General features: G+C 48.3%; 19 protein-coding genes. 11 read left to right on the top strand and 8 right to left on the bottom strand.

Features of this window, described 5'->3' with window-relative positions:
• Nucleotides 1–16: 16 nt before the first annotated feature.
• From ugpB to E2566_RS09935, 6 genes are all read right to left on the bottom strand, one after another.
• On the bottom strand, nucleotides 17–1354 hold the full coding sequence (ugpB, locus tag E2566_RS09960; RefSeq protein ID WP_107170614.1) for a sn-glycerol-3-phosphate ABC transporter substrate-binding protein UgpB: 1338 nt from the start codon (nucleotides 1352–1354) through the stop codon (nucleotides 17–19).
• 264 nt (nucleotides 1355–1618) lie between these two features.
• Nucleotides 1619–2842, bottom strand: coding sequence for an L-lactate MFS transporter (locus E2566_RS09955; RefSeq protein ID WP_107170615.1), 1224 nt, complete (start codon nucleotides 2840–2842; stop codon nucleotides 1619–1621).
• A 184-nt stretch (nucleotides 2843–3026) separates the two neighbouring features.
• Nucleotides 3027–3776, bottom strand: a complete 750-nt coding sequence (locus E2566_RS09950) for a LytR/AlgR family response regulator transcription factor (RefSeq protein ID WP_107170617.1) — start codon at nucleotides 3774–3776, stop codon at nucleotides 3027–3029.
• Nucleotides 3773–5518, bottom strand: coding sequence for a sensor histidine kinase (locus tag E2566_RS09945; protein WP_107170618.1), 1746 nt, complete (start codon nucleotides 5516–5518; stop codon nucleotides 3773–3775). Before E2566_RS09945 ends, E2566_RS09950 begins: the two co-directional genes overlap by 4 nt.
• Before the next feature lie 150 nt (nucleotides 5519–5668).
• The gene (locus E2566_RS09940; RefSeq protein ID WP_107170619.1) at nucleotides 5669–7837 is read right to left on the bottom strand and encodes a sensor domain-containing phosphodiesterase; all 2169 of its coding nucleotides are present in this window, start codon (nucleotides 7835–7837) and stop codon (nucleotides 5669–5671) included.
• 385 nt (nucleotides 7838–8222) lie between these two features.
• Nucleotides 8223–8480 (bottom strand): hypothetical protein, encoded by a 258-nt coding sequence (locus tag E2566_RS09935; RefSeq protein ID WP_107170620.1) that lies wholly within the window; start codon nucleotides 8478–8480, stop codon nucleotides 8223–8225.
• A 393-nt stretch (nucleotides 8481–8873) separates the two neighbouring features.
• On the opposite strand from E2566_RS09935, the gene E2566_RS09930 reads away from it, so the two are divergent.
• The 3 genes from E2566_RS09930 (at nucleotide 8874) to E2566_RS09920 (ending at nucleotide 11956) form a co-directional block, all read left to right on the top strand.
• Complete coding sequence (locus E2566_RS09930) at nucleotides 8874–9608, top strand: XRE family transcriptional regulator (protein ID WP_107170621.1); 735 nt, start codon at nucleotides 8874–8876, stop codon at nucleotides 9606–9608.
• A gap of 435 nt (nucleotides 9609–10043) precedes the next feature.
• The gene (locus tag E2566_RS09925) at nucleotides 10044–10394 is read left to right on the top strand and encodes a Mor transcription activator family protein (RefSeq protein ID WP_107170622.1); all 351 of its coding nucleotides are present in this window, start codon (nucleotides 10044–10046) and stop codon (nucleotides 10392–10394) included.
• A gap of 455 nt (nucleotides 10395–10849) precedes the next feature.
• Nucleotides 10850–11956: a 4Fe-4S binding protein gene (locus tag E2566_RS09920; protein WP_107170623.1), complete on the top strand. Its 1107-nt coding sequence runs from the start codon at nucleotides 10850–10852 to the stop codon at nucleotides 11954–11956.
• A gap of 122 nt (nucleotides 11957–12078) precedes the next feature.
• Here E2566_RS09920 and icd read toward each other — a convergent pair whose 3' ends face one another.
• A complete protein-coding gene (gene icd / locus E2566_RS09915) occupies nucleotides 12079–13332 on the bottom strand; it encodes an NADP-dependent isocitrate dehydrogenase (RefSeq protein ID WP_005968922.1) in 1254 nt (417 codons plus the stop codon).
• 131 nt (nucleotides 13333–13463) lie between these two features.
• On the opposite strand from icd, the gene rluE reads away from it, so the two are divergent.
• The 8 genes from rluE to E2566_RS09875 all read left to right on the top strand — a co-directional run bounded on the left by rluE (nucleotide 13464) and on the right by E2566_RS09875 (nucleotide 21565).
• Complete coding sequence (gene rluE / locus E2566_RS09910) at nucleotides 13464–14090, top strand: 23S rRNA pseudouridine(2457) synthase RluE (protein ID WP_165800675.1); 627 nt, start codon at nucleotides 13464–13466, stop codon at nucleotides 14088–14090.
• Nucleotides 14083–14529, top strand: coding sequence for an NUDIX hydrolase (locus tag E2566_RS09905; protein ID WP_107170625.1), 447 nt, complete (start codon nucleotides 14083–14085; stop codon nucleotides 14527–14529). Before rluE ends, E2566_RS09905 begins: the two co-directional genes overlap by 8 nt.
• Before the next feature lie 140 nt (nucleotides 14530–14669).
• The gene (gene mnmA, locus E2566_RS09900; RefSeq protein ID WP_014699799.1) at nucleotides 14670–15776 is read left to right on the top strand and encodes a tRNA 2-thiouridine(34) synthase MnmA; all 1107 of its coding nucleotides are present in this window, start codon (nucleotides 14670–14672) and stop codon (nucleotides 15774–15776) included.
• A gap of 2 nt (nucleotides 15777–15778) precedes the next feature.
• Nucleotides 15779–16417 (top strand): high frequency lysogenization protein HflD, encoded by a 639-nt coding sequence (gene hflD / locus E2566_RS09895; RefSeq protein ID WP_107170626.1) that lies wholly within the window; start codon nucleotides 15779–15781, stop codon nucleotides 16415–16417.
• Between the two features lie 132 nt (nucleotides 16418–16549).
• Nucleotides 16550–17920: an adenylosuccinate lyase gene (gene purB, locus E2566_RS09890; protein WP_107170627.1), complete on the top strand. Its 1371-nt coding sequence runs from the start codon at nucleotides 16550–16552 to the stop codon at nucleotides 17918–17920.
• A 241-nt stretch (nucleotides 17921–18161) separates the two neighbouring features.
• Entirely contained in the window at nucleotides 18162–18851 is a 690-nt protein-coding gene (gene phoP, locus E2566_RS09885; protein WP_107170628.1) for a two-component system response regulator PhoP, read from the top strand.
• Nucleotides 18848–20308 (top strand): two-component system sensor histidine kinase PhoQ, encoded by a 1461-nt coding sequence (gene phoQ / locus E2566_RS09880; RefSeq protein ID WP_107170629.1) that lies wholly within the window; start codon nucleotides 18848–18850, stop codon nucleotides 20306–20308. The genes phoP and phoQ overlap by 4 nt, the downstream gene beginning before the upstream one ends.
• Nucleotides 20309–20443: 135 nt before the next feature.
• Entirely contained in the window at nucleotides 20444–21565 is a 1122-nt protein-coding gene (locus E2566_RS09875; protein WP_107170630.1) for a ribosomal protein uL16 3-hydroxylase, read from the top strand.
• Nucleotides 21566–21643: 78 nt separating this feature from the next.
• Here E2566_RS09875 and pepT read toward each other — a convergent pair whose 3' ends face one another.
• The gene (gene pepT, locus E2566_RS09870; RefSeq protein ID WP_107170631.1) at nucleotides 21644–22876 is read right to left on the bottom strand and encodes a peptidase T; all 1233 of its coding nucleotides are present in this window, start codon (nucleotides 22874–22876) and stop codon (nucleotides 21644–21646) included.
• Nucleotides 22877–23209: the final 333 nt, after the last annotated feature.

Below are 23209 nucleotides of genomic sequence, written 5' to 3'. Positions count from 1 at the left end.
ACATAAACGGGGAACATCATGAATGACGGGAAACCGACTGCGCAAAATGCTGCAACAGAAGATCGCCACGCGAAACCACATTGTCCAACGCCTGCTGCGGCGTTTCTTGCTCTGCCCAAACTTTCTCCAACTCTTCGTCCATGATGGTACGGATTTGCGGCATATTACCTAGTCGGAATCCACGCGTATAAGGTAAAGGCGGCTTATTGGTGAGCTGTTTCATGGCAACATCGCTGCCGGGGTATCGGGCATAAAACCCTTGCTCACGCGTCAGTTCGTAAGCGGGTTGCGTCACCGGAAGATAGCCCGTCATCTGGTGCCATTCGGCAGCATTTTCCGGCAGCGTCAGGAAATGCAGGAATTCAGCGATCCCTTGATAATGCGATGCGGCTTTCCCTTTCATGGCCCAGAGACTTGCACCGCCGATGAACGTATTCTGCGGCGCCCCTTTAGCGTCTTCGCTGTAAGGCAACATGCCTACACCGTAATGAAATTTTGCATAGTTCTGAATCTTACGTAACCCACCCGATGAGGTCGTCAATATGCCGCAATCGCCGTTATAAAAGCGCGTAGTCCCCTCGTCATTGCGGCCAAAATAGCTGAACTCTTTCTTCTTCATCATCTCCGCAAGCTGGTTGATATGTGCGACCTGCAACGGACCGTTCACCAGCAAATGCGTATCGACACCGTCGAATCCATTGTTTTTTGTCGCGATCGGCAATCCGTTCCACACGCTAAAGGCTTCCAGCAATATCCAACCCTGTTGCCCGGCATTCGTGTAGCCGCATGTCATCCCGCTCTGACGCAGTCGTGCCGCATCGTAGGCCAATTCGTTCCAGGTCCGTGGGGGTTTATCGGGATCGAGTCCTGCTTTGATAAAAGCATCTTTGTTGTAGTAGAGAACGGGGGTTGAACTGTTAAACGGTTGGGAAATCAAATGCCCGGTTTGGCTATCGCTATAAAACAATGCTACCGCAGGCAGAAAGGCTTTTTCATCATTGTCGATACCGACCTGTTTGAACAGGTCATACACCGGAACAATCGCCCCGCTGTGTATCATATTCGGCGTACCGACATCATAAACTTGCAAAATATCCGGTGCATTACCGGTGCGATAAGCGGCAATACCCGCAGCCAGCGTCTGCTCATAGCTACCTTTATAGATAGGTTCAACATGATATGTCGTCTGAGATGCGTTAAACCGATTGACCAGCCGTATCAATTCGGTATTCAGATTGCTGTCCATGCCATGCCAGAATGTCAGTTCAACCGCCGCTCTGGCAGACAGAGGGATAAGCAAAACCATACTTAACAACATCGAAAAAACAGATGTGAACCTAAACCGAATCATCATGTTATTTTCTCCGGCTACGCTTTGTTTTTAAAGAAAGTTATTTTTAAAGAAAATTATTTTTAAGAAAGCCCGCTTCAGGAAAAGGCGTGCCAATAACGACGCTAGAGTTCGCCTGTGACACGTGGATGACGATAAAAGTGGTGAACTGTATCGCGATATTTCAGCAGATGAAGAGAAGGTATTATGTAGCAGGAAAGGGGTAAAGCTTCGCGCTGGACACCATGTGTCATGTCCAGCGCGATATTCCGTCAGTGTGGGATTTTATTAACTTTGCGCATGTGCCATGTCCGCACGCATTGCGTCAGTAACAGGTTGATGCTTAGGTGGTTTAATCCACAAGGTAATCAGCAGCGAGACGACAGACATAATGATAATTGCCATAAATGTCGCCTGAAAGCCCCCAAGTTGGGCGGCGATAAATGAGCCAGACAACGCGCCGATACCGAATCCCTGATAAATCACGCCGTAATTTTTGCTGTGATTTTTCAGGCCAAAGAAGTCGCCGACAATCGCCGGGAATACCGTGATATTGCCACCAAAGCAAAAGGCAATCGCACTGACGCAGATAAAGAACAAAATTGGGCTAAGCGGCAGAAAAGTCATCACTGACACCGCAAGAATAGTTACAAACAGCGTAAAGCTAATGACTCGCATACGTCCGACATTATCGGAAAGTGCACCAAGCACAATACGCCCAACGGTATTAAAAATTGCAATCGCAGAAACTGCATTTGCCGCCGTCGCCATATCCATTCCGGCCATTTGCACGCCGATATCTTTCACAATCCCGATCAAATACAGGCCGCTCATGCACGCCGTGAAAAAGATAATAAACAGCAAATATGATTCTTTGGTTGCCAACATCTCGGCCAGCGAGAAATCACTCGACGATCCCTGAACCGCAGCCTGCTGCACGGGTACCGCAGCAGGCTCTTTCAGCAATGAACTCCCGACCAGAATCATCGCCATAACGATAATTCCCCAGTAGAAAAAGGCGTCTGAGACACCGACTTCCGCAATCAAAAAGCTGTTTACGTATTTGAACAACAGGCTTCCGGTGCCAAATGCACCAACCGAAATACCCGCGATCAGCCCTTTACGGTTAGGGAACCATTTAATCAAATTGGACAGCGTCGTGATGTAAGCCGTGCCGTCTGCAAAGCCGACAACCACCCCCATCAGCAGATAAATCAACGTCAACGACGGACTCACTGCACTTGCCATCAGACCGATACCCAGCGCAATGCCGGCGATCATCGTTAAGCGGCGCAGGCCAATACGCTCCTGAAATTTACCGGCAAACAGTGTTGCGAATGCCAGACAGAAACTGGTGATTGAAAACGTCGTTGCCACAGCGCTCAGCGCCCAGCCAAATTTATCCACCAGCGGCTGGTTGAATAAACTCCAGGTGTAAATCGTGCCGAGTCCCATTTGGGTGATAATCGTACCGAGGACAATGACTCCCCGATTAACAGGTTTAGCATTCATGGGTTTTCCCCTACATCAAAAATTAGTCCGATTCGCTCGGCACGCTAAAAAATATAAGCTGATGTGGAGAAGAGAATATCCATCAAAACACTGTCAGCTTATGGGCTGGGGTCAGTATACAAGCGGGCTGACAGTGGTTGATCGAATGGGGAATGAGATGCCTGAAACGTGGAATGAAATGCCTTTAAAGACGCATCAATGACCTGAACGCCTTTATCTTGCTTCGACTTACCGGAACTTCAAAATCCAGATCGTTCAATCGCAAGATATAGGTATTGTTAAACCACGGTACAATTTCACGGATCTTCGTCAGGTTGACGCAGTAAGAGCGATGGCAACGGAAGAAATAGTCTTCCGGCAAGCGATTACAAAACTCCGTAATATTCATCGGCATGATGAACTCCTCACGGCGGGTATAAACCAGCGTGACCTTTTCCTGCGCGGCAGCATAGTAGATATTATTAATATCCGTGACGATAATCCGTTCGTCTTTCATCAAATTAATCGTTTGCTGGGCACCTCTCGGAGCACCTGCATGCACGCCTGTTTCAGCAGTTGGGGCAATTTGCCGCTGTTGCCAGGTCGCTTCCAATTTACGCAACATCGTGATGATACGAGATTCATGATACGGTTTGAGAATGTAATCGAAAGCCTCGACCTCAAAGGCTTCGACCGCGTGCTCTTTATACGCCGTAATAAAGATGATATAGGGCTTGTGTGCGAATTTGCTGATATTTTGCGCCAGCCATACACCATCTAACGACGGAATATTGATATCTAAGAAGATCGCATCGACGTCGTTATGTTGCAGATACTTCAGGACATCCAGCCCATCATCGAATGTTGCCTCAATCGTAATATCACTGTGCTGTTTAATAAGATAACTGAGCTCCTGCTGTGCGAGGAACTCATCTTCAACAATAATGGCTTTCATGGGTTGCCTCCTCTGTTTTCAGCAGCAGAATAAGTCGACGACGGCACCAGAACGGTATCTGGCAATGCCGACGGTGTTTTATCTTCTCGTGGAATGTAGAAATAAATCTCGGTTCCGGGTTCCAGACGGCGAATATGCAGACCATCACCATAGAGCAAACGCACCCGATGATGGACATTCAGCAGACCAATCCTATTCCCCGGCAACTCATTGCGCGCAACGCGCTCCATCGTTTCCTGGCTGATGCCATGACCCGTATCTTTTACCGCGACGAGCAGTTTGTCGCCCTGTTCCTTAACGGACAGCACCACGGTTCCTTTGCCTCGGCAAGGCTGAATACCATGAACAATTGCGTTTTCTACCAGCGGCTGAATTAACAAGCTAGGGATCTTATACGACAGGTCGTCGTCAATATCGTAAATCACCGTTAATTTGGCACCGAACCGCGCCTGCTCAATCGCGATATAATCTTGAATTTGGTACAATTCTTTTTTTATATCGATCAGCGCATCATCGTTGAGTTCGAGGTTATAGCGCAAATAGCGAGACAGGTTGATCACCAACTGGCGCGCCGTATCGGGATTAATACGAATCGATGAGGAAATCGCATTGAGCGCATTAAAAAGAAAGTGCGGATTGATCTTACTTTGTAGCGCTCTCAGTTCCGCTTTATTTGCCATATCACGCAGTTGCTCTGTGCGGGACACTTCAATTTGCGTTGACATAATTTGCGATAAACCAACGGCCATCACGCGTAATGAATAGGTAATTTTATGGGCGTGACGGTAGTAAATTTTCAATGTGCCAGTTACCTGCCCATGCTCCCATAGCGGGATGACAATCATCGAATGGATTTCCGGTGTTAGATGCTGTTCATCATTATTTTTAATGATAATTTTTCCATCATGGATCGCCTGCTGCGTCATCGGGCTGATAATATCGTGACCGATATTATATTTGTCTTCTCCAATCCCCACGTAAGCCTGAATGTGCTGCGTATTCGTTATCGCTACAGCATCCGCATTTATTTCAGTGCGAATGATCCGACAAATGGCCGTCAGTGAATCACTGTTAATGTTGCGGAAATACGGCAGCGTCTTGTGTGCAATATCCAGCGCGAGTTTGGCTTGTCTGGCGGCAATGACCTCTTTTTCATTCGCCACGCTCTGTACCAGTAATACGATCAGGCCAATACATACAGAGCCAAGAATCATCGGCACTGCGATTTTTGACACAATATCCAGCCCTAACTCGATCGGCGTTGCCCATACCACAACTAGCAACATCGTTAACGACTCACACAGCATTCCACCCAGAATTCCGATGCTCCACTGCTGCTCTTTTTTGACTTTCTTATTGATGTAGCCAGAAGTGATACCCGCGATGATGCTGGTAATCAGACAAGGTACGGAGGTAATGCCATCAATATCAATTAAATAACGGTGCGCCCCCGCAATGATGCCAGTCGCAATACCCACCCAAGGGCCAAAGAGAATGCCGCCGGACATCACAGCAATCACGCGTACGTTGACAAGCGACCCTTCTACATTAATGCCGGAATAGGTACCGAACAGCGCAAACAGTGAAAAGATGGCCGTCACCGTCACCCGCTCTCTCAGCGAATGTTGCTCTTTTTGCAACAATTGCCGGAACTGGCGCGTCCTCGTCAGGAAGAACAGGCAAATCAGCATCAAGGCGGCGCGGTCAAAGACCGCAAGGAGCATCTCAAATATTTCGTGCACGGGACATCCGGTACTGGGTTACAAGCCAGCACTATAGAAAAAATGTGATCCAGATTCCACTTTTTAGTCTACTAACAACGCGAAGAAGGTGTTAAAAAATGAAAGCCAGCAAGCGCTGGCTTTCAGTAAAAATTGTTGTAGTACAACAACTTAAATGTCAATTGGTTTATTCAACTTCAGTAGCTGGGTAAACTCTTCTGCGGGCATCGGATGCCCAAACAGATATCCCTGCGCTTCTTCACACCCTTTGCCTCGCAGCCGCTCACTCTGCTCTAACGTTTCAACCCCTTCTGCAATCACACCCAGACCAAAACTTTTTCCAAGATAGAGGATTGCCCTGACAATCGCTGCATCCGGCGGAGATTCACACATCGTTCTGACAAAGGTTTGATCGATCTTCAGCCGAGTCACCGGGTAGTTTTTCAACATACTGAGAGACGCATAGCCCGTCCCATAGTCGTCAAACGCAATCCCGATTCCCGCATCCCGCAGCGTTTTCAATGGCTGTAACATATTTTCATCGTAACGCAGAATGATATTCTCCGTGATTTCAAGCTCCAGCGAGCTTGGGTGCAACCCTGTACGAGCGAGGGTATCCATAATTTTTTGCGCCAACATGCCAGTACGAAATTGCGCACTGAAAAGGTTAATACTAATACGGAAGTAGCTATTGCTGGCCTGACACCATTCTGCTGCCTGCCTACAGGCCGTTTCTACGATCCAATCCCCTACCCGTTCTGCCCACGGACCATTCTCCAGTGCAGTAAGAAAGGCGGCAGGGCCAAGTAAACCTCTCTCAGGGTGGCGCCAACGTAACAACGCCTCAGCACCAACAATCTCATTTGTTGCCAGTTTTACCTGTGGTTGATAGAACATTTCAAATTCATGCTGCTCATAAGCTCGCACAAACTCTAACTGGAAAGCATGCTTAGCCTGAAAGACTTCAAGCAGTTCGCGTGTGAAAAAACGATAACAATTCCGACCTTCAGATTTCGCCTGATACAACGCTAAATCTGCACTGGTCAAAAGATCCTGCACGGTCACGCCATATTCTGGGTACAGCACAGCACCAATACTGGCACTAATATTGATTTGGTGGTCGTCAATAATCATTGCCTGCGAAATTTCATGAATAATTTGCTCGGCAATTTTACCCGCGACCCTTTTATCACTCAGGCCCGGAAACAGCAGCGCAAATTCATCTCCGCCCATTCTCGCGACCACATCACCGGAACGAACTGTCGCTTTTATTTTTTTGGCAACGTGTACCAAAATATCATCGCCGCTTGAGTGCCCCAGGCTGTCATTAACATCCTTGAACCCATCCAGATCGACCATCATGATGCAGACCGCAGGCTCATTCTTGAGCGCGGTTTCTAAATTTGATGTCAATAATGTCCGGTTTGCCAATCCCGTCAGTGGGTCCATGTGCGCCAGTAAAAACAGTCGCTCTTCGTTGCGCCGACGCTCAGTAATGTCACGCAATATCGCGCCATAGCTAACATTGTCATTGTCTTCCCACATAGAAACCGACAGTTCAACTGGAACCCGGCTACCGCTTTTGGCTTGTACGTTCAGCTCCAGCGTCACCCCTTTCATCAGGGAATCGCGGTCAGTTACCAGATGATTAAGCTGTACGATAAAGGCATCAGGTACGATGCTATTAATATTTTGGCCGATAATTTCATCATCGCTGTATTCCAGCATCTTCTCTGCGGCTGCATTCCAGAAGGTAATCATCCCCTTCTCATTAACGCACAAAATCGTATCGGGCGAGGTATTGGCAATATTTTCAAAACGTACCTGACTGGCTTTACGCGCCAATTCCAGACGCCGCATTTCCAGCTTGTCCATGACCAGTGACGCCAGATCCTGCAAATTGTGTTCATCACGCTTGGAGAATGCTGCTCTGGGCTTCAAATCAATAACACATAACGTGCCAATAGCATGCCCAGACGGCGTAATTAAGGGTATCCCTGCATAAAAACGAATATAGGGAATTCCGACAACCAGCGGGTTATTTTTGAATCGCACATCCTTGAGTGCATCAGGCACCACCATAATCTTTTTCTTCAAGATCGTGTGGGCGCAAAAAGAGATATCGCGTGGCGTTTCGCAAAAAGGAACACCTACGCTGGCGGCAAACAATTGACGCTCAGCTTCCACCAACGAGACTAAAACGATGGGGGCGCTAAAAATGTTGGCAGCCAGACTAATCAGGTTGCTCAGACTCGGATCGAACAGTGCGTTCTTAACTCCATACTCACGAAGAGCAGCAAGACGTTTGTCTTCATCTTTGCTTATTGGGGCACGACTCATGGGTTCCCCCCTCCCATCGTATTAATGTTCAGATTAGACAAAAGGTTAGCTATAAATCCAAAATATTGCAGCAATGAGCACGACAAGAGCAACACCAGGCCAACGTGAGTAAACCAAGGCTCTTTTTCTCGCCAGAGAGTGGCTGAATGTTGAGTATGGCAAAAGATTCAAACTCTATCATCCCTTCGAATCATTAATAATAACAAGTGGAAGCATCAATTAAGATGATAGATGAAAAGCGAAATAGAAAGCTATCGATGAACTCACAACGTGCGGTGATGAAGACAAAAAATAAAGAGAGGGGTTGGCATATTCAAATACTTATTACTGGATAACGACAACGTATTATCAAGCTATTAACAGAATATAGCCAACCAAGGCATCATCAGGCGGGAAAATAGGTTATTGAATGCTCTGGGGTGTCATTCTTCGCTCGGATAACAACATCCCAAACCCCCGTATAAGGGACGGTTAAATACACTTCACCTTCAGCATAACAGCAAATAGAATCCTGCGTATAACTGTTCGCTTCAGCCATCGTTTCCTGTTCACCATTGCTCATTTTTACTTCAAACGTATTAGCACACCGGACAATTACCGTATCACCGCCAAACAGACTTAAACACGTGCGAATTACAGACATACATCCTCCGCGACACGCAGTCATGCGCATGCATAATAAAACGAATTCATTGGTTATATTTCCCACAACGGGATTTCCATCAAAGCAAAATGGTTGCAGCCAGATTGTGATTTAGATCAAATGACACACAGGTTTAAGTCAAATTAGGGAGTGAAATAAGACGATACTATGACTACCTGACATTTATTAGGATTTTTAATAGTCAGGCGATAGCGTTTATTTTGATGTTATCTCATACATCCGTGCAGTTCTTTCGCACGGCATAACAACTTAAATTGTTTTCATGGTTGTATTTATGATTTCCCTCGCACACCAACTATACATAGCTTTGGTTTTTTTAAACAAGATTAATATCCGCTTGATAATTTACAACTTAGGTTGTAAATTGAGTGAATGAAAACGACACTTGCAGAACGATTAAAGACCGCCAGAACTGCACAAGGGCTTAGCCAAAAAGCTCTTGGTGACATGATTGGTGTATCTCAGGCCGCCATACAGAAGATTGAGGTGGGGAAAGCGTCGCAGACAACCAAAATTGTTGAGCTTTCCAATGCACTCCATATTCGCCCTGAATGGTTGGCAAATGGCGAAGGCCCAATGCGTAGCGACCGAGTGGTTCGATCGCTCCAGGAATCGAGTATTCCGCCAACATCAAAATGGGGCACCGTATCAGCTTGGGACAGCACGACAGAACTATCAAAGGACGAGGTGGAAGTGCCTTTTTTAAAGGATATTGAATTTGCCTGCGGCGACGGACGCATTCAGAGTGAGGATTACAACGGCTTTAAGCTCCGTTTTTCTAAAGCAACACTGCGTAAGGTTGGCGCAAACACTGACGGTTCAGGTGTTCTTTGTTTCCCAGCAGCGGGTGACAGTATGGAACCCATCATCCCGGATGGAACCACCGTCGCCGTTGATACCAACAACAAACGCATCATTGATGGAAAGCTCTACGCCATTGCTCAGGAGGGCAGCGGCAACGATAAACTCAAGCGAATCAAACAACTTTACCGCAAGCCTGGTGGCCTTCTCGTCATCCATAGCTTTAACCGCGATGCGGATGAAGAAGCTTACGAATCAGAGGTCGAGATCATCGGTCGCGTGTTCTGGTATTCGGTATTGTTATAGCTCGATATAGGTAATTTTTCGCTTACGCCCTATCGTTTTTTCCTCTCACCCCAAAGCCGGTGCATCGGCTTTGGTTCATACATCAAAAACGTTTACCCTCGCCCAGATAACCTTACCCACGCGTCACAGTTTTATACAATCATCGTGCTATTGTTTCATCACCCCTTGTTGATGTTGTGTTATTCCTCCTGTCTATGTGTTGCTTTCCCGCCCTGTGGCGGGATTTTTTACTCCTCCATCGAGTTTTTTGGCGTATAGCCTCACAGGCTGCCATTTCGATTTACAACCAAAAACAACCTGAATTAAAACTAAAGATGTTGACATGAAAACAACTATAGTTTTAAATGAACACATAACGCGGTTGTTATTCCTCGGATAGCAATACTCGAACTCTCACATAAACAGTAATTATTTTCTTTAAGGATAAGGTGATTTATGACTGAGCCACAATTTCGCAGTAAGGGTCCTGAACTTCTGGTCGAACTTTCTCAACATGTTGCCGACACGGTCAAAAACGTCACAGAGTTAGATCCACAAACTGCCGAACTAGTCGGCAACGCCGTTGCCAAACATATGATGAGCGTATGGGGCGGACAAAACGTTTATTTCCCGATGGGAATATCCTGGCGCGCGTCTCAACGCGACCTTCAAATCTATAAAGAATTCGACGGCCGTAATCACAGCGCGTTGGCCAAAAAATATAATGTCTCACTGCAATGGATTTATAAAATTGTCAGAACGATGAGAAAAGAGGAGTTGCAGGCAAAACAACAATTTTCGGAGTAATTAAAAGGTGATAAATTAAAAAAAATGAAATAGATGATTTAATAAGTACAACAACCTCTTCTTTTAAGAAAAAAAATCTAAATCATCCGAATTGAGGCAAATGCAGCAAAATATTTCTATACGCTGACACCAACCAACACACGCTGTTTGAAATATGAAAGATATATTAAAATATAATACCGCAAGGTAATTAATAGGATGAGTGCATTTTGTTCTCATCCTATTATTTCCAACGTTTAACCTTAGAAACCCCTTCCAATACGATATCCAGTCAGGCTATAGCGAGCAAACTAGTTCCAATCCTCTTATTCAACGAAATCAGCTAAAAAACAAACATGCATTTACAATGCATAAATCAATTTTTAACCGCTAAGAGCGTGATAACGTTGCTTCACGATCCCTTCGGTGCGCTGAATGCACCGAGTGAAAAAAATAAATGGGGGCAATTGAGAGCAATGAGTGAGAAAGCAAGAAAACGGTGGCAGCGTCGTCCCGGAACAACGGGTGGCAAACTTCCTTGGAACGACTGGCGCAACACCCTGACCTGGCGCAGAGCAACACAAATTCTACTAATGACGATCAACATCTATATCGGCGTCACTTTCTATTTTTGGGTGCGTTATTTTGAAACTGGCGGTACAAGCTTTTATATGTCAAGGCCAGGCGGTATTGAGGGCTGGCTGCCGATTGCCGGATTAATGAATGTTAAGTTCACATGGGAAACGGGCAATCTTCCCCCTATCCACCTTGCATCAATGCTATTGCTTCTCGCCTTTATTCTCACCAGCCTATTGCTGAAGAAATCGTTTTGCTCTTGGCTGTGCCCTATTGGCACGATTTCGGAGTGGGTGGGTGCATTGGGGAAAAAACTGTTTGGACGTCACTTCACTCTTCCCAAGTGGCTAGATATTCCGCTGCGTAGCCTGAAATATCTATTATTAAGCTTTTTCCTCTATATCGCTTTATCGATGCCAGCTCAGGGCATCTATATGTTTCTGATGTCACCCTATGGTTTGATCGCCGACGTTAAAATGCTCGGTTTCTTTCGCAATATCGGCACCATCACGCTGGTCTGTATCTTTCTCTTTATGTTTGCCAGCCTGTTTATTCGCCATTTTTGGTGTCGATACCTCTGTCCTTACGGCGCACTCTTAGGCGTATTTTCGCTGCTGTCTCCCTTCAAGATCCGTCGTAACGCCACCAGCTGTATCGACTGTGGCAAATGCGCCAAGGCATGTCCATCTAACATCCCGGTGGATAAACTGATTCAGGTGAGAACAGCAGAATGCACAGCCTGCATGACCTGCGTCGAATCCTGCCCGGTGGCATCGACGCTCCATTTTTCATTGATGAAACCTTCAGGTTCGCAGGAAAAAAGCAGTTCCGCAGCAAAACCGCTATGGCGACAAACCGCGTTGTCCGGTATTACGATGACCGTACTGGTACTCGGTATCCTTTTCGGCATGATCGGTTTCGCAATGTATACCGGAGGCTGGGACAGCCCGATTCCCGAACACATGTACTTCCGGCTCATTCCCGATTCACAGAGCATTGGCCATTAATCACAGCGGACAAAGCCAACGGTGGTTAATACAAAACAGGATAGTTTTGGGGAAAGGAGCTTAAGGGAAAATTAAGGGGCCAGAATTGGCCCCCATCATTATAACCTGCGTTAAAGAGCAGATTACATGTTGTCAATGATGTCCTGCGCGAACTCGCTACATTTCCGCAGCGTAGCGCCTTCCATCAGACGTTCGAAATCGTAAGTCACGGTCTTGTTCTTGATCGCGCCTTCAACGCCTTTAACAATCAGGTCAGCTGCTTCGAACCATTGCAGGTGACGCAGCATCATTTCAGCAGACAGAATAACGGAACCTGGGTTCACTTTATCCTGACCGGCATATTTCGGTGCCGTACCGTGCGTGGCTTCAAACAATGCGCACTCGTCACCAATGTTAGCACCCGGAGCAATACCGATACCGCCAACCTGTGCTGCCAGTGCATCAGAAATGTAGTCACCGTTCAGGTTCATACAGGCGATCACGTCATATTCAGCAGGACGCAGCAGAATTTGTTGCAGGAATGCGTCAGCGATAACATCTTTTACCACGATATCTTTGCCGGTGTTCGGGTTCTTAATCTTCACCCATGGACCGCCATCGATCAATTCACCGCCGAATTCTTCACGCGCCAACTGGTAGCCCCAGTCTTTAAACGCGCCTTCGGTGAACTTCATGATGTTGCCTTTGTGCACCAGCGTGAGGGAATCACGGTCGTTGGTAATCGCGTACTCGATCGCCGCGCGAACCAGACGTTTGGTACCTTCTTCGGAACACGGTTTCACACCGATACCACACTGCTCAGGGAAACGGATTTTGCTAACACCCATTTCTTCACGCAGGAATTTGATCACTTTGTCTGCTTCAGCAGAACCCGCTTTCCACTCGATACCCGCATAAATGTCTTCGGCGTTTTCACGGAAGATCACCATGTCAGTCAGCTCAGGCTGTTTAACCGGGCTAGGTGTACCTTCGTAGTAGCGTACCGGACGCAGACAAACGTACAGATCCAACTGTTGGCGCAGCGCAACGTTCAGAGAACGAATCCCACCACCGACTGGCGTTGTCAGCGGGCCCTTAATCGCTACACGATATTCACGGATCAAATCCAGTGTTTCATCCGGCAGCCAAACATCTTTACCGTAAACTTGCGTGGATTTCTCACCCGTATAGATTTCCATCCAGGAAATCGCGCGCTTGCCCTGATAGGCTTTCTTCACAGCGGCGTCTACTACGTTAATCATGGCAGGCGTTACATCGATACCAATGCCGTCACCTTCGATAAACGGGATAACCGGATTGTTCGGAACAACCAGTTTGCCTTGAGCATCAACCGTGATTTTCTGACCTTCTGTCGGTACAACTACTTTGCTTTCCATTAACCTCTCCTTCGAGCGCAATTTTGTTAATGACTTGTAAGATGCGTGTCAATACTACTTGAATATTTAGCCCGCGCCAATCGCAAACCATTTCGAGTATAATGCTTTTGTTACCCGCGACTATAAAGATGATGAATAAATTCCCTGTTAAAAATCACAAAGTTAAACGATTCAGCTCACAGCCAGCAAGAAAAAGGCAACCTGACAATGCGCCGCGTCGGATTGTTTTGTTCAATAAGCCCTTCGATGTCTTGCCGCAATTCACTGATGAAGCCGGACGCCGCACGCTGAAAGATTACATTCCGATTAGCGGTATTTACGCCGCTGGGCGTCTGGACCGCGACAGCGAAGGTCTGATGATTCTCACCAATGACGGAAAGCTTCAGGCACGTCTCACCCAACCAACGGAAAAAACGGCCAAAATCTACTATGTTCAGGTAGAAGGTATTCCTGATGACGCCGCGCTGACGCGCTTTCGTACTGGTCTGGAACTGAATGACGGCAAAACGCTGCCCGCAGGCGCGGAGATCGTTCCAGAACCTGACTGGTTGTGGCCGCGCAATCCGCCCATACGTGAACGTAAAAGCATCCCTGACTGCTGGCTAAAAATCACGCTGTATGAAGGCCGTAATCGACAAGTCCGTCGTATGACGGCGAATATCGGGTATCCTACCCTGCGTCTGATTCGATACGGCATGGCCAATCAAATCGTAGAAAGCCTGTTACCAGGAGAATGGAAGGAGATAGCGGATGTTTAAACCCCATGTCACGGTTGCCTGCGTCGTGCAGGCCGAAAACCATTTTCTGGTCGTCGAAGAGTTAATTAACGACAAATTATTATGGAACCAGCCTGCGGGTCATTTGGAAGCCGACGAAACGCTGATTCAGGCGGCAAGCCGTGAGCTGTGGGAAGAAACGGGCATTCAGGCCACACCACAAAATTTCTTACGCCTCCATCAATGGATCGCGCCCGACAACACACCCTTTTTACGTTTTTGCTTCGCGCTCGATCTTCCTACAAGAGTCGACACCCAACCACACGACAGCGATATCGAATGCTGTCGCTGGGTGACCGCCGAGGAAATTTTGCATTCTCGCCACCTTCGTTCACCGCTAGTGGCTGAAAGTATTCGCTGCTATCAGCAGCCAGAGCGCTACCCGCTAGCCTTATTGGGCGCGTTTAACTGGCCTTTTTAAGCATCCGCCTTTTTAACCTGCCGTGAATGGCCTGACCAGCTCACGGCAGGAATAGCGATGCAGCCCTCAGTTCAACATGCTAAAATGCGCCGCTTGTTTTTCGCATCAATGCGTCAGTAAATTCAGTTCGTGAGACTCCCATGTCAGATAACAGCCAGAAAAAAGTGATTGTCGGTATGTCCGGCGGTGTTGATTCCTCCGTTTCCGCTTACCTGTTACAGCAACAGGGCTATCATGTTGAAGGCCTGTTCATGAAAAACTGGGAAGAGGATGACGACACCGAATATTGCTCAGCCGCCACAGACCTTGCCGATGCGCAGGCCGTTTGCGACAAGCTGGGTATCGAGTTACATACCGTCAATTTTGCCGCTGAATATTGGGACAACGTTTTTGAACTCTTCCTTGAAGAATATAAAGCGGGTCGTACCCCCAATCCCGATATCCTGTGCAATAAAGAGATCAAATTTAAAGCCTTTCTGGAATTCGCTGCCGAGGATCTTGGGGCGGATTATATCGCGACAGGCCACTATGTCCGCCGTCACGATGTTGACGGCAAAAGCCGTTTGCTGCGTGGAATGGACGGTAATAAGGACCAAAGCTATTTTCTTTATACGCTGGGTCACGAACAGATCGCACAGAGCCTGTTCCCGGTCGGTGAACTGGAAAAACCACAGGTTCGCAAAATCGCCGAAGAACTTGAGCTGGCAACTGCGAAGAAAAAAGATTCTACCGGTATTTGCTTTATCGGCGAGCGTAAATTCACCGATTTCCTGGCACGCTATCTACCTGCACAACCGGGGCCAATTCTGTCCGTCGATGATAACAAACCGATGGGACAACATCAGGGTCTGATGTACCACACGCTGGGGCAACGCAAAGGATTAGGCATTGGCGGCGTCAAAGACGGTGGCGAAGACCCTTGGTACGTGGTGGATAAAGATGTCGCCAACAATATTCTGTATGTCGCACAGGGTCATGAGCACCCTCGCCTGATGTCATATGGTTTAATTGCGCAGCAACTGCACTGGGTCGACCGCCAGCCACTCACCGCTGAACTACGCTGTACAGTAAAAACGCGTTACCGTCAGGCGGACATCCCCTGCACCGTCACGCCGCTTGGCGACGATCGCATTACCGTACGTTTTGATGAACCTGTCGCCGCCGTGACACCGGGTCAATCTGCCGTCTTTTATCTGGACGACGTGTGCCTTGGTGGCGGTATCATCGAAGAACGCTTACAGGAGTAACCGTGGCTAAGAATTATTATGAAATCACGCTGGCGCTAGCCGGCGTTTGCCAATCGGCGCATTTAGTCCAACAGTTGGCCCATACGGGTAACTGTAATAACGATGTTTTGCATACCTCGCTGAACAGCGTGTTAAACCTCAATCCAGCGTCCACACTTGCCGTTTATGGCAATGATGAGCAAAACCTGAAAGTGGGGGTGGAAACGCTGCTAGGTATTCTGAATACCAGCAGTAATAAAGGCGCGGGTGCAGAATTATCACGCTATGCGTTCAGTCTGATTGCATTGGAACGTAAGCTAAATGCGAAATCTGCCTCGCTGGACGAATTAGGCAAACGTATCGGGCAGTTGGAGCGACAACTGGAACATTTCGAGCTGCTTTCCGAAACGATCGTTAGCGCACTAGCCGCGATTTACGTGGACGTCATCAGTACGCTGGGGCCACGCATTCAGGTTACCGGCTCACCGGAGGTGCTACAGAACAGTCAGGTGCAGGCTAAAGTGCGTGCTGCACTATTGGCTGGTATCCGTTCTGTCGTGCTTTGGCAGCAGATTGGCGGCGGGCGCTTGCAACTGATGTTTTCACGCAGTCAGTTGGTCAAAGAAGCAAAACAGATATTGGCACGTTGCACGTCCGTTTAATGGTATTCTTGCCGCTATGGCTGACGCTGGTATGACTAACGCCAGCGTCGCGAGAATCAATCGCCCTTATTGATATTAATCGTTCTTATTGAAATTAATCGTTATTGAAACCAATCTCAGGAGTTGCTTGCGATGGAATTATCCTCACTGACCGCCGTTTCCCCTATTGATGGACGCTACGGCGATAAAGTCAGCACGTTGCGCACCATTTTCAGCGAATTCGGTTTGCTGAAATTCCGTGTGCAGGTTGAAGTACGTTGGCTGCAAAAACTGGCGGCCTGTGCAGAGATCCAGGAAGTTCCTGCATTTGACGCGGACGCAAACGCTTTCCTTGATAAAATTGTCGCCGAATTCAGCGAAGAAGATACAGCACGAATTAAAACTATCGAGCGCACCACCAATCATGACGTGAAAGCCGTTGAGTATTTCCTGAAAGAAAAAGTGGCTGCGATTCCAGCACTACACGCCGTCAACGAATTTATCCACTTCGCCTGTACTTCAGAAGACATCAACAACCTGTCTCACGCGCTGATGCTGGATACCGCTCGCCGCGATGTCATTCTGCCGCACTGGCGCCAAATCATTGATGCGCTGAAAACACTGGCGCAGGAATACCGCGATATTCCACTGCTTTCCCGTACTCATGGTCAGCCAGCCACACCTTCCACCATCGGTAAAGAGTTTGCTAACGTCGCTTACCGTATGGAGCGCCAATATCGTCAGCTGCAACAGGTTGAGATTCTGGGCAAAATTAATGGTGCTGTCGGTAACTATAACGCCCATCTGGCAGCCTATCCGGAAGTCGATTGGCATCAGTTCAGCGAAAAATTTGTCACATCGTTGGGCATCAACTGGAACCCGTACACCACGCAGATCGAACCGCATGATTACATCGCCGAGTTGTTCGACTGCATCGCGCGTTTTAATACGATTTTGATCGACTTTGATCGTGATATTTGGGGCTACATCGCACTGAATCACTTCAAACAGAAAACTATTGCGGGCGAAATCGGTTCTTCCACCATGCCGCATAAAGTTAACCCGATTGATTTCGAAAATTCAGAAGGCAACCTGGGTCTGGCGAATGCCGTTCTGGGGCATCTGGCTAGCAAGCTGCCGGTTTCCCGTTGGCAGCGTGACCTCACTGACTCTACCGTGCTGCGTAATCTGGGCGTCGGCGTGGGATATGCACTGATTGCGTATCAGGCCACGATGAAAGGCATCAGCAAACTGGAAGTGAACCGCGATCGTCTGGCTGACGAATTGGATCACAACTGGGAAGTGTTGGCAGAGCCAATCCAAACCGTGATGCGTCGCTACGGCATTGAAAAACCGTACGAGAAACTGAAAGAGCTGACGCGTGGCAAACGCGTTGATGCTGCCGGTATTCAGGAATTTATCGATGGCCTTGCCTTACCGGAAGCGGAAAAAACGCGCCTGAAAGCCATGACACCAGCCAACTACATCGGCCGTGCTATCGCGATGGTCGACGATCTGAAATAAGCGTTTTCAAACAAATTTCGACCGTTCTCTGGCGGGTACCCTGCCCGCCAGTTTCCCTTAAGACCAACCATTTCCAGCCCGTTTATACCCGGTTTACCCTTCCTGTGGATAATTTAGCAAATAAAATAAATTACTTTCTCTGCGTATAATGTTGATATGCGGGAGAGACATTCGTGAAAGATTAGGTGCATAAAAGTATTTTTATAAATATGCTCCTATCTATTCGACAGAGGATATAACGATGCGGATTCTGGTCGTTGAAGATAATGTATTACTACGCCATCATTTAACCGTTCAGATGAATGAAATGGGGCATCAGGTCGATGCCGCCTCTGACGCTAAAGAAGCGGATTACTTTCTTCATGAAAACATGCCGGACATTGCTATTGTCGACCTCGGGTTACCCGATGAAGATGGTATGAGCATGATCCGTCGCTGGCGAGCCAATCAGGCCAAGCTGCCTATTCTGGTGCTGACTGCGCGCGAGGGTTGGCAAGACAAAGTTGCCGTGTTGGAAGCGGGTGCGGATGACTACGTCACTAAACCCTTCCACATGGAAGAAGTCGTGGCACGTTTGCAGGCGCTGATGCGGCGCAACAGCGGGTTGGCATCACAAATCATCAGCCTACCGCCCTTTGAGGTCGATTTGTCGCGTCGCGAGTTGGTGATCCACAGCGCTCCCATCAAATTGACAGCGTTTGAATACACCATTATCGAGACGTTGATTCGCAACAAAGGTAAAGTCGTTAGCAAAGATTCCCTGATGCTACAGCTGTATCCAGATGCAGAGCTGCGGGAAAGTCATACCATTGATGTGCTGATGGGACGACTACGCAAGAAAATTCAACAAGCCGATGCGCCGGATGTGATTACTACCGTACGTGGACAAGGATATCGTTTTGATATTGATACTCCCTCAGGTTCGGTATGAGTGATACCGATAAGAAGTTACCCTTCTCGCTTCGCATTCGTTTTTTACTTGCGACAGCGGCCATTGTGCTGGCGTTGTCGCTAGCTTATGGCGTCGTCGCCATTATCGGTTATAGCGTCAACTTCGATAAAACGTCATTCCGCCTATTACGTGGCGAGAGCAACCTTTACTACAGTCTCGCACAGTGGCGCGACAACCAACTGAATATCGTTACGCCGCCCGACGTTGACATCAACTTCCCCACTCTGGTGTTGATATATGATGAGCATGGCAATATGCTCTGGCGCGAAAAACATGTCCCAGAACTGGAAGCGCTAATAAAATCCGAATGGCTGAACAAAACGGCCTACCATGAATTAGATACTGACACGGATACCAGCAGTGCGGTCTTAACGGGCAATACTTTGCTGTTAAGCAGCCTGCGAGCACTGAATGGTACGCAAAGCAATGCCTTAACGCACTCCATCGCCGTAAACGTTTATCCGAAGACCGAGCATCTCCCTTCCATCACCATTGTGGTGGTCGACCGTATCCCACAGGAACTGCAACAGGAAGACGTAGTGTGGGAGTGGTTCAGCTATGTTTTGATCGCTAATCTCCTGCTGGTGCTTCCCTTGCTTTGGCTTGGTGCCCACTGGAGTTTGCGCCCCATTCAGCATCTGGTAAAACAGATCGCTGAATTAGAAAAAGGCACGCGCGATCAACTGGATGAAAATCCGCCGCGCGAATTGTTCAGCCTGGTAAAAAACCTGAATATTCTGCTGAACAACGAACGCCAGCGCTACCATAAATACCGTACAACGCTCACCGATCTCACCCATAGCCTGAAAACGCCGCTGGCGGTCTTGCAGACCACGTTACGCGCGTTGCGTACCGGTAAAGAGATCACTATCGATCAGGCTGAACCCATCATGTTGGCGCAAATCAGTCGTATCTCACAGCAGATAGGGTATTACCTGCATCGTGCCAGCGTACGCGCCGAACATAATCTATTGATACGCGAAGTCCATTCAGTTCCGGCATTACTGGATGGCTTATGTTCCGCGTTAAATAAAGTGTACCAGCGTAAGGGCGTCGCCTTGACGCTCGATATTCCGCCCGAGTTGACCTTCGTGGGCGAGAAGAATGACTTCATGGAAGTCATGGGAAATATCCTTGATAACGCCTGTAAGTACTGCCTGGAATTTGTCGAAATTAGCGTGCAGCACTCCGATCATAAACTGCATCTGATTATCGATGATGACGGGCCCGGCATTCTTGAAAGCAAGCGTGAGGTCATTTTCCAACGTGGACAGCGCGCCGACCGCATGCGTCCGGGACAAGGCATCGGCCTCGCCGTCGCTGTTGAAATTATCGAGCAGTATCAGGGGGAGATCCTCATCAGCGACAGCGCACTGGGCGGTGCCCGTGTCGAAGCTATTTTTTCACGCCAGAACCTTAGTCAGAACGAGGGGTGAAAGGCGGTACAGCGCACGATGCTTCCACTATACTTATTGCCACAATGCGGATTGTTTTAAAATACTGATTATTTCAAGAAAAATCATGTCTTCAAGAACAGTCATTTCCTCAAAAACAAGTTTCTGGAAAACGGTATGGACTATCAGCTTAACCTCGACTGGCAGGATTTCTTAGCGAACTACTGGCAAAAACGTCCGCTCCTGATTAAAGGCGGTTTCACACATTTTATCGACCCAATTTCGCCTGACGAACTCGCCGGTCTGGCGTTGGAAAATGAGGTAGATAGCCGACTCGTCAGCCATCAGAATGGACGTTGGCAGGTGAGCCATGGTCCTTTCGAGAGCTATGACCACCTGGGGGAAAGTAACTGGTCGCTGTTGGTGCAGGCCGTCGATCACTGGCATGAGCCCTCTTCCGCCTTGATGCAGCCCTTTCGACAACTGCCGGACTGGCGCACCGATGATTTGATGATTTCATTTTCCGTTCCCGGCGGTGGCGTAGGGCCACATCTGGATCAGTATGATGTTTTCATTATTCAGGGAACGGGACGTCGCCGCTGGCGCATCGGTGAAAAAATACCGATGAAGCAGCACTGTCCGCATCCAGACCTGCTTCAGGTTGAGCCGTTTGAGGCCATTATTGATGAAGAACTGGAGCCGGGTGATATTGTGTACATTCCACCGGGCTTCCCGCATGAAGGCTATTCACTGGAAAACTCGCTGAATTACTCGGTCGGGTTCCGAGCACCGAACGCTCGCGAGCTGGTCAGCGGCTTTGCGGATTATGTCCTTTCCCGCGAACTCGGCAGCTATCGCTACAGCGACCCTGATGTTCCATCCCGCGATCATATCGCCAGCGTACTGCCGCAAGAGTTGGATGCGCTGCAAAAAATGATGCTGGATCTGGTGCAGCAGCCGGAGCATTTCCAGAACTGGTTTGGCGAATTTATTTCCCAGTCCCGTCACGAGCTCGATCTCTCACCGCCGGAGCCACCTTATCAGGCAGGCGAAGTGTATGACTATCTGCAACAAGGTGAACCGCTGCGCCGTTTAGGTGGCTTGCGGGTCATCTGCGTTGGCGATAGCTGCTTCGTTAACGGGGAAAAAGTGAACAGTACGCACAAAGCGGCGCTGTTTGCGTTGGCTGAGCACACGACTATTGATGCGGAACGGCTGGGCGATGCACTGGACGATCCCTCTTTCCTCGCACAGCTCACCGTGCTGATTAATAGCGGTTACTGGTACTTCGCGGATTAAGATAAAACGAAGATAGCCGTTCGTACAACGATAAGGCGGGGTGTTCCCGCCTTATTCATCTCTGCAAAATAGGCACGCTTACGGTTTTGCGCGCAGCGCCGTCAGCTCGGCAATGCGCATAATCACGGAAACCGCCTTTTCCATCCCTTCCAGCGTGACAAATTCATGTTTACCATGATAGTTATAGCCACCAGTAAACAGATTCGGGCACGGTAACCCCTGAAATGACAGGTGTGCGCCGTCAGTACCGCCACGAATCGGTTTCATATTCGGTTCAATATCGCAATCCCGCATCGCCTGCTGTGCTAATGCGATAATATGCGGGTGCTGTTCAACCTGCTCACGCATGTTGTAATAGGTATCGGCGATCGTAACTTCGATATAGCAATCCGGGTGCAGCCCCGCGCCGACCTTTTCAGCAATATCCAGCATCATCTGCTTACGCCGCTCAAAGCCATTACGGTCAAAATCCCTGACGATATAGTGTAGATCTGCCCGTTCTACAGAACCTTTCATACTGTGGAGGTGATAGAACCCTTGGTAGCCATCCGTCTGCTCCGGTGACTCACTCTCTGGCACCTGCTGGTGATAGCGAGCGGCCAGCGTCAGTGCATTGACCATCACGCCTTTGGCGCTACCGGGATGCACATTGTTGCCTACGATTTTTATCTGAACCGATGCAGCATTAAAATTCTCATACTCCAGTTCACCAACACCACCACCGTCTACGGTATAGGCCCACTGTGCGTTAAACGCTTTGACATCAAAAAACTGCGCGCCCTTGCCAATCTCTTCATCGGGCGTAAAGGCAATACGAATATCACCGTGCGGTAGCTGACTTTTTTTCAATCGTACCAGCGCGGTAATAATCTCAGCGATCCCCGCTTTATCATCCGCTCCCAGCAGCGTTTTGCCATCTGTTGTAATCAGCGTGTGTCCCAGTAACTGGTGCAGTACCGGGAACATGACGGGTGACAGCACTTCATCTCCCATACCCAAGGCAATATCGCCACCGCGGTAGTTTTCCAGAATCTGTGGATTCACATTTTTGCCACTAAAATCCGGTGACGTATCCATATGTGAAATAAAGCCGATGGCCGGAACGGGCCAGGCCACATTCGCCGCCAGCGTCGCCGTCAGGCAACCTTGTTTGCTCAATGCGATTTGTTCAAATCCCAGTTCGAGCAGTTCCTGCTGCAACGCACGCGCCAGTTTCAATTGACCATCGGTGCTCGGCACCTGCCGAACGCCGGATTTAGACTGTGTATCAAATGAAACGTAATTCAAAAATCTGTCGAGTAATTTATCCATCTTATCTATGCCCCCTGAACCCTGAAAGGCATTATGGATAGGGCTACTACGGTAGATATTGCGTCAGGTCAGTTTTTTTCCGATTTAACAAACCGTGAGACCATAATTCAGGCCAAAAAGCAGCGACCACGCCACGAAAAATGACCAAAGCAGGCAACAACCACATAACAACCGAGAGACATATGAGCCAATCCATTGATTAAATTGCCACCGTTTACTCACTAATCGGCAGGAAGCAGGGTCGCACAAGTTGGCGTTAGGCAACGTTTCCCGTAAAATGCCGCACTTAATTGCACACGCTGTCTGAAAGGTGATAACCCTTGGTACGATCGC

The organism is Pectobacterium punjabense, assembly GCF_012427845.1.
Lineage (GTDB): Bacteria > Pseudomonadota > Gammaproteobacteria > Enterobacterales > Enterobacteriaceae > Pectobacterium > Pectobacterium punjabense.
This window is presented reverse-complemented; position numbering and strand designations above follow the sequence as displayed.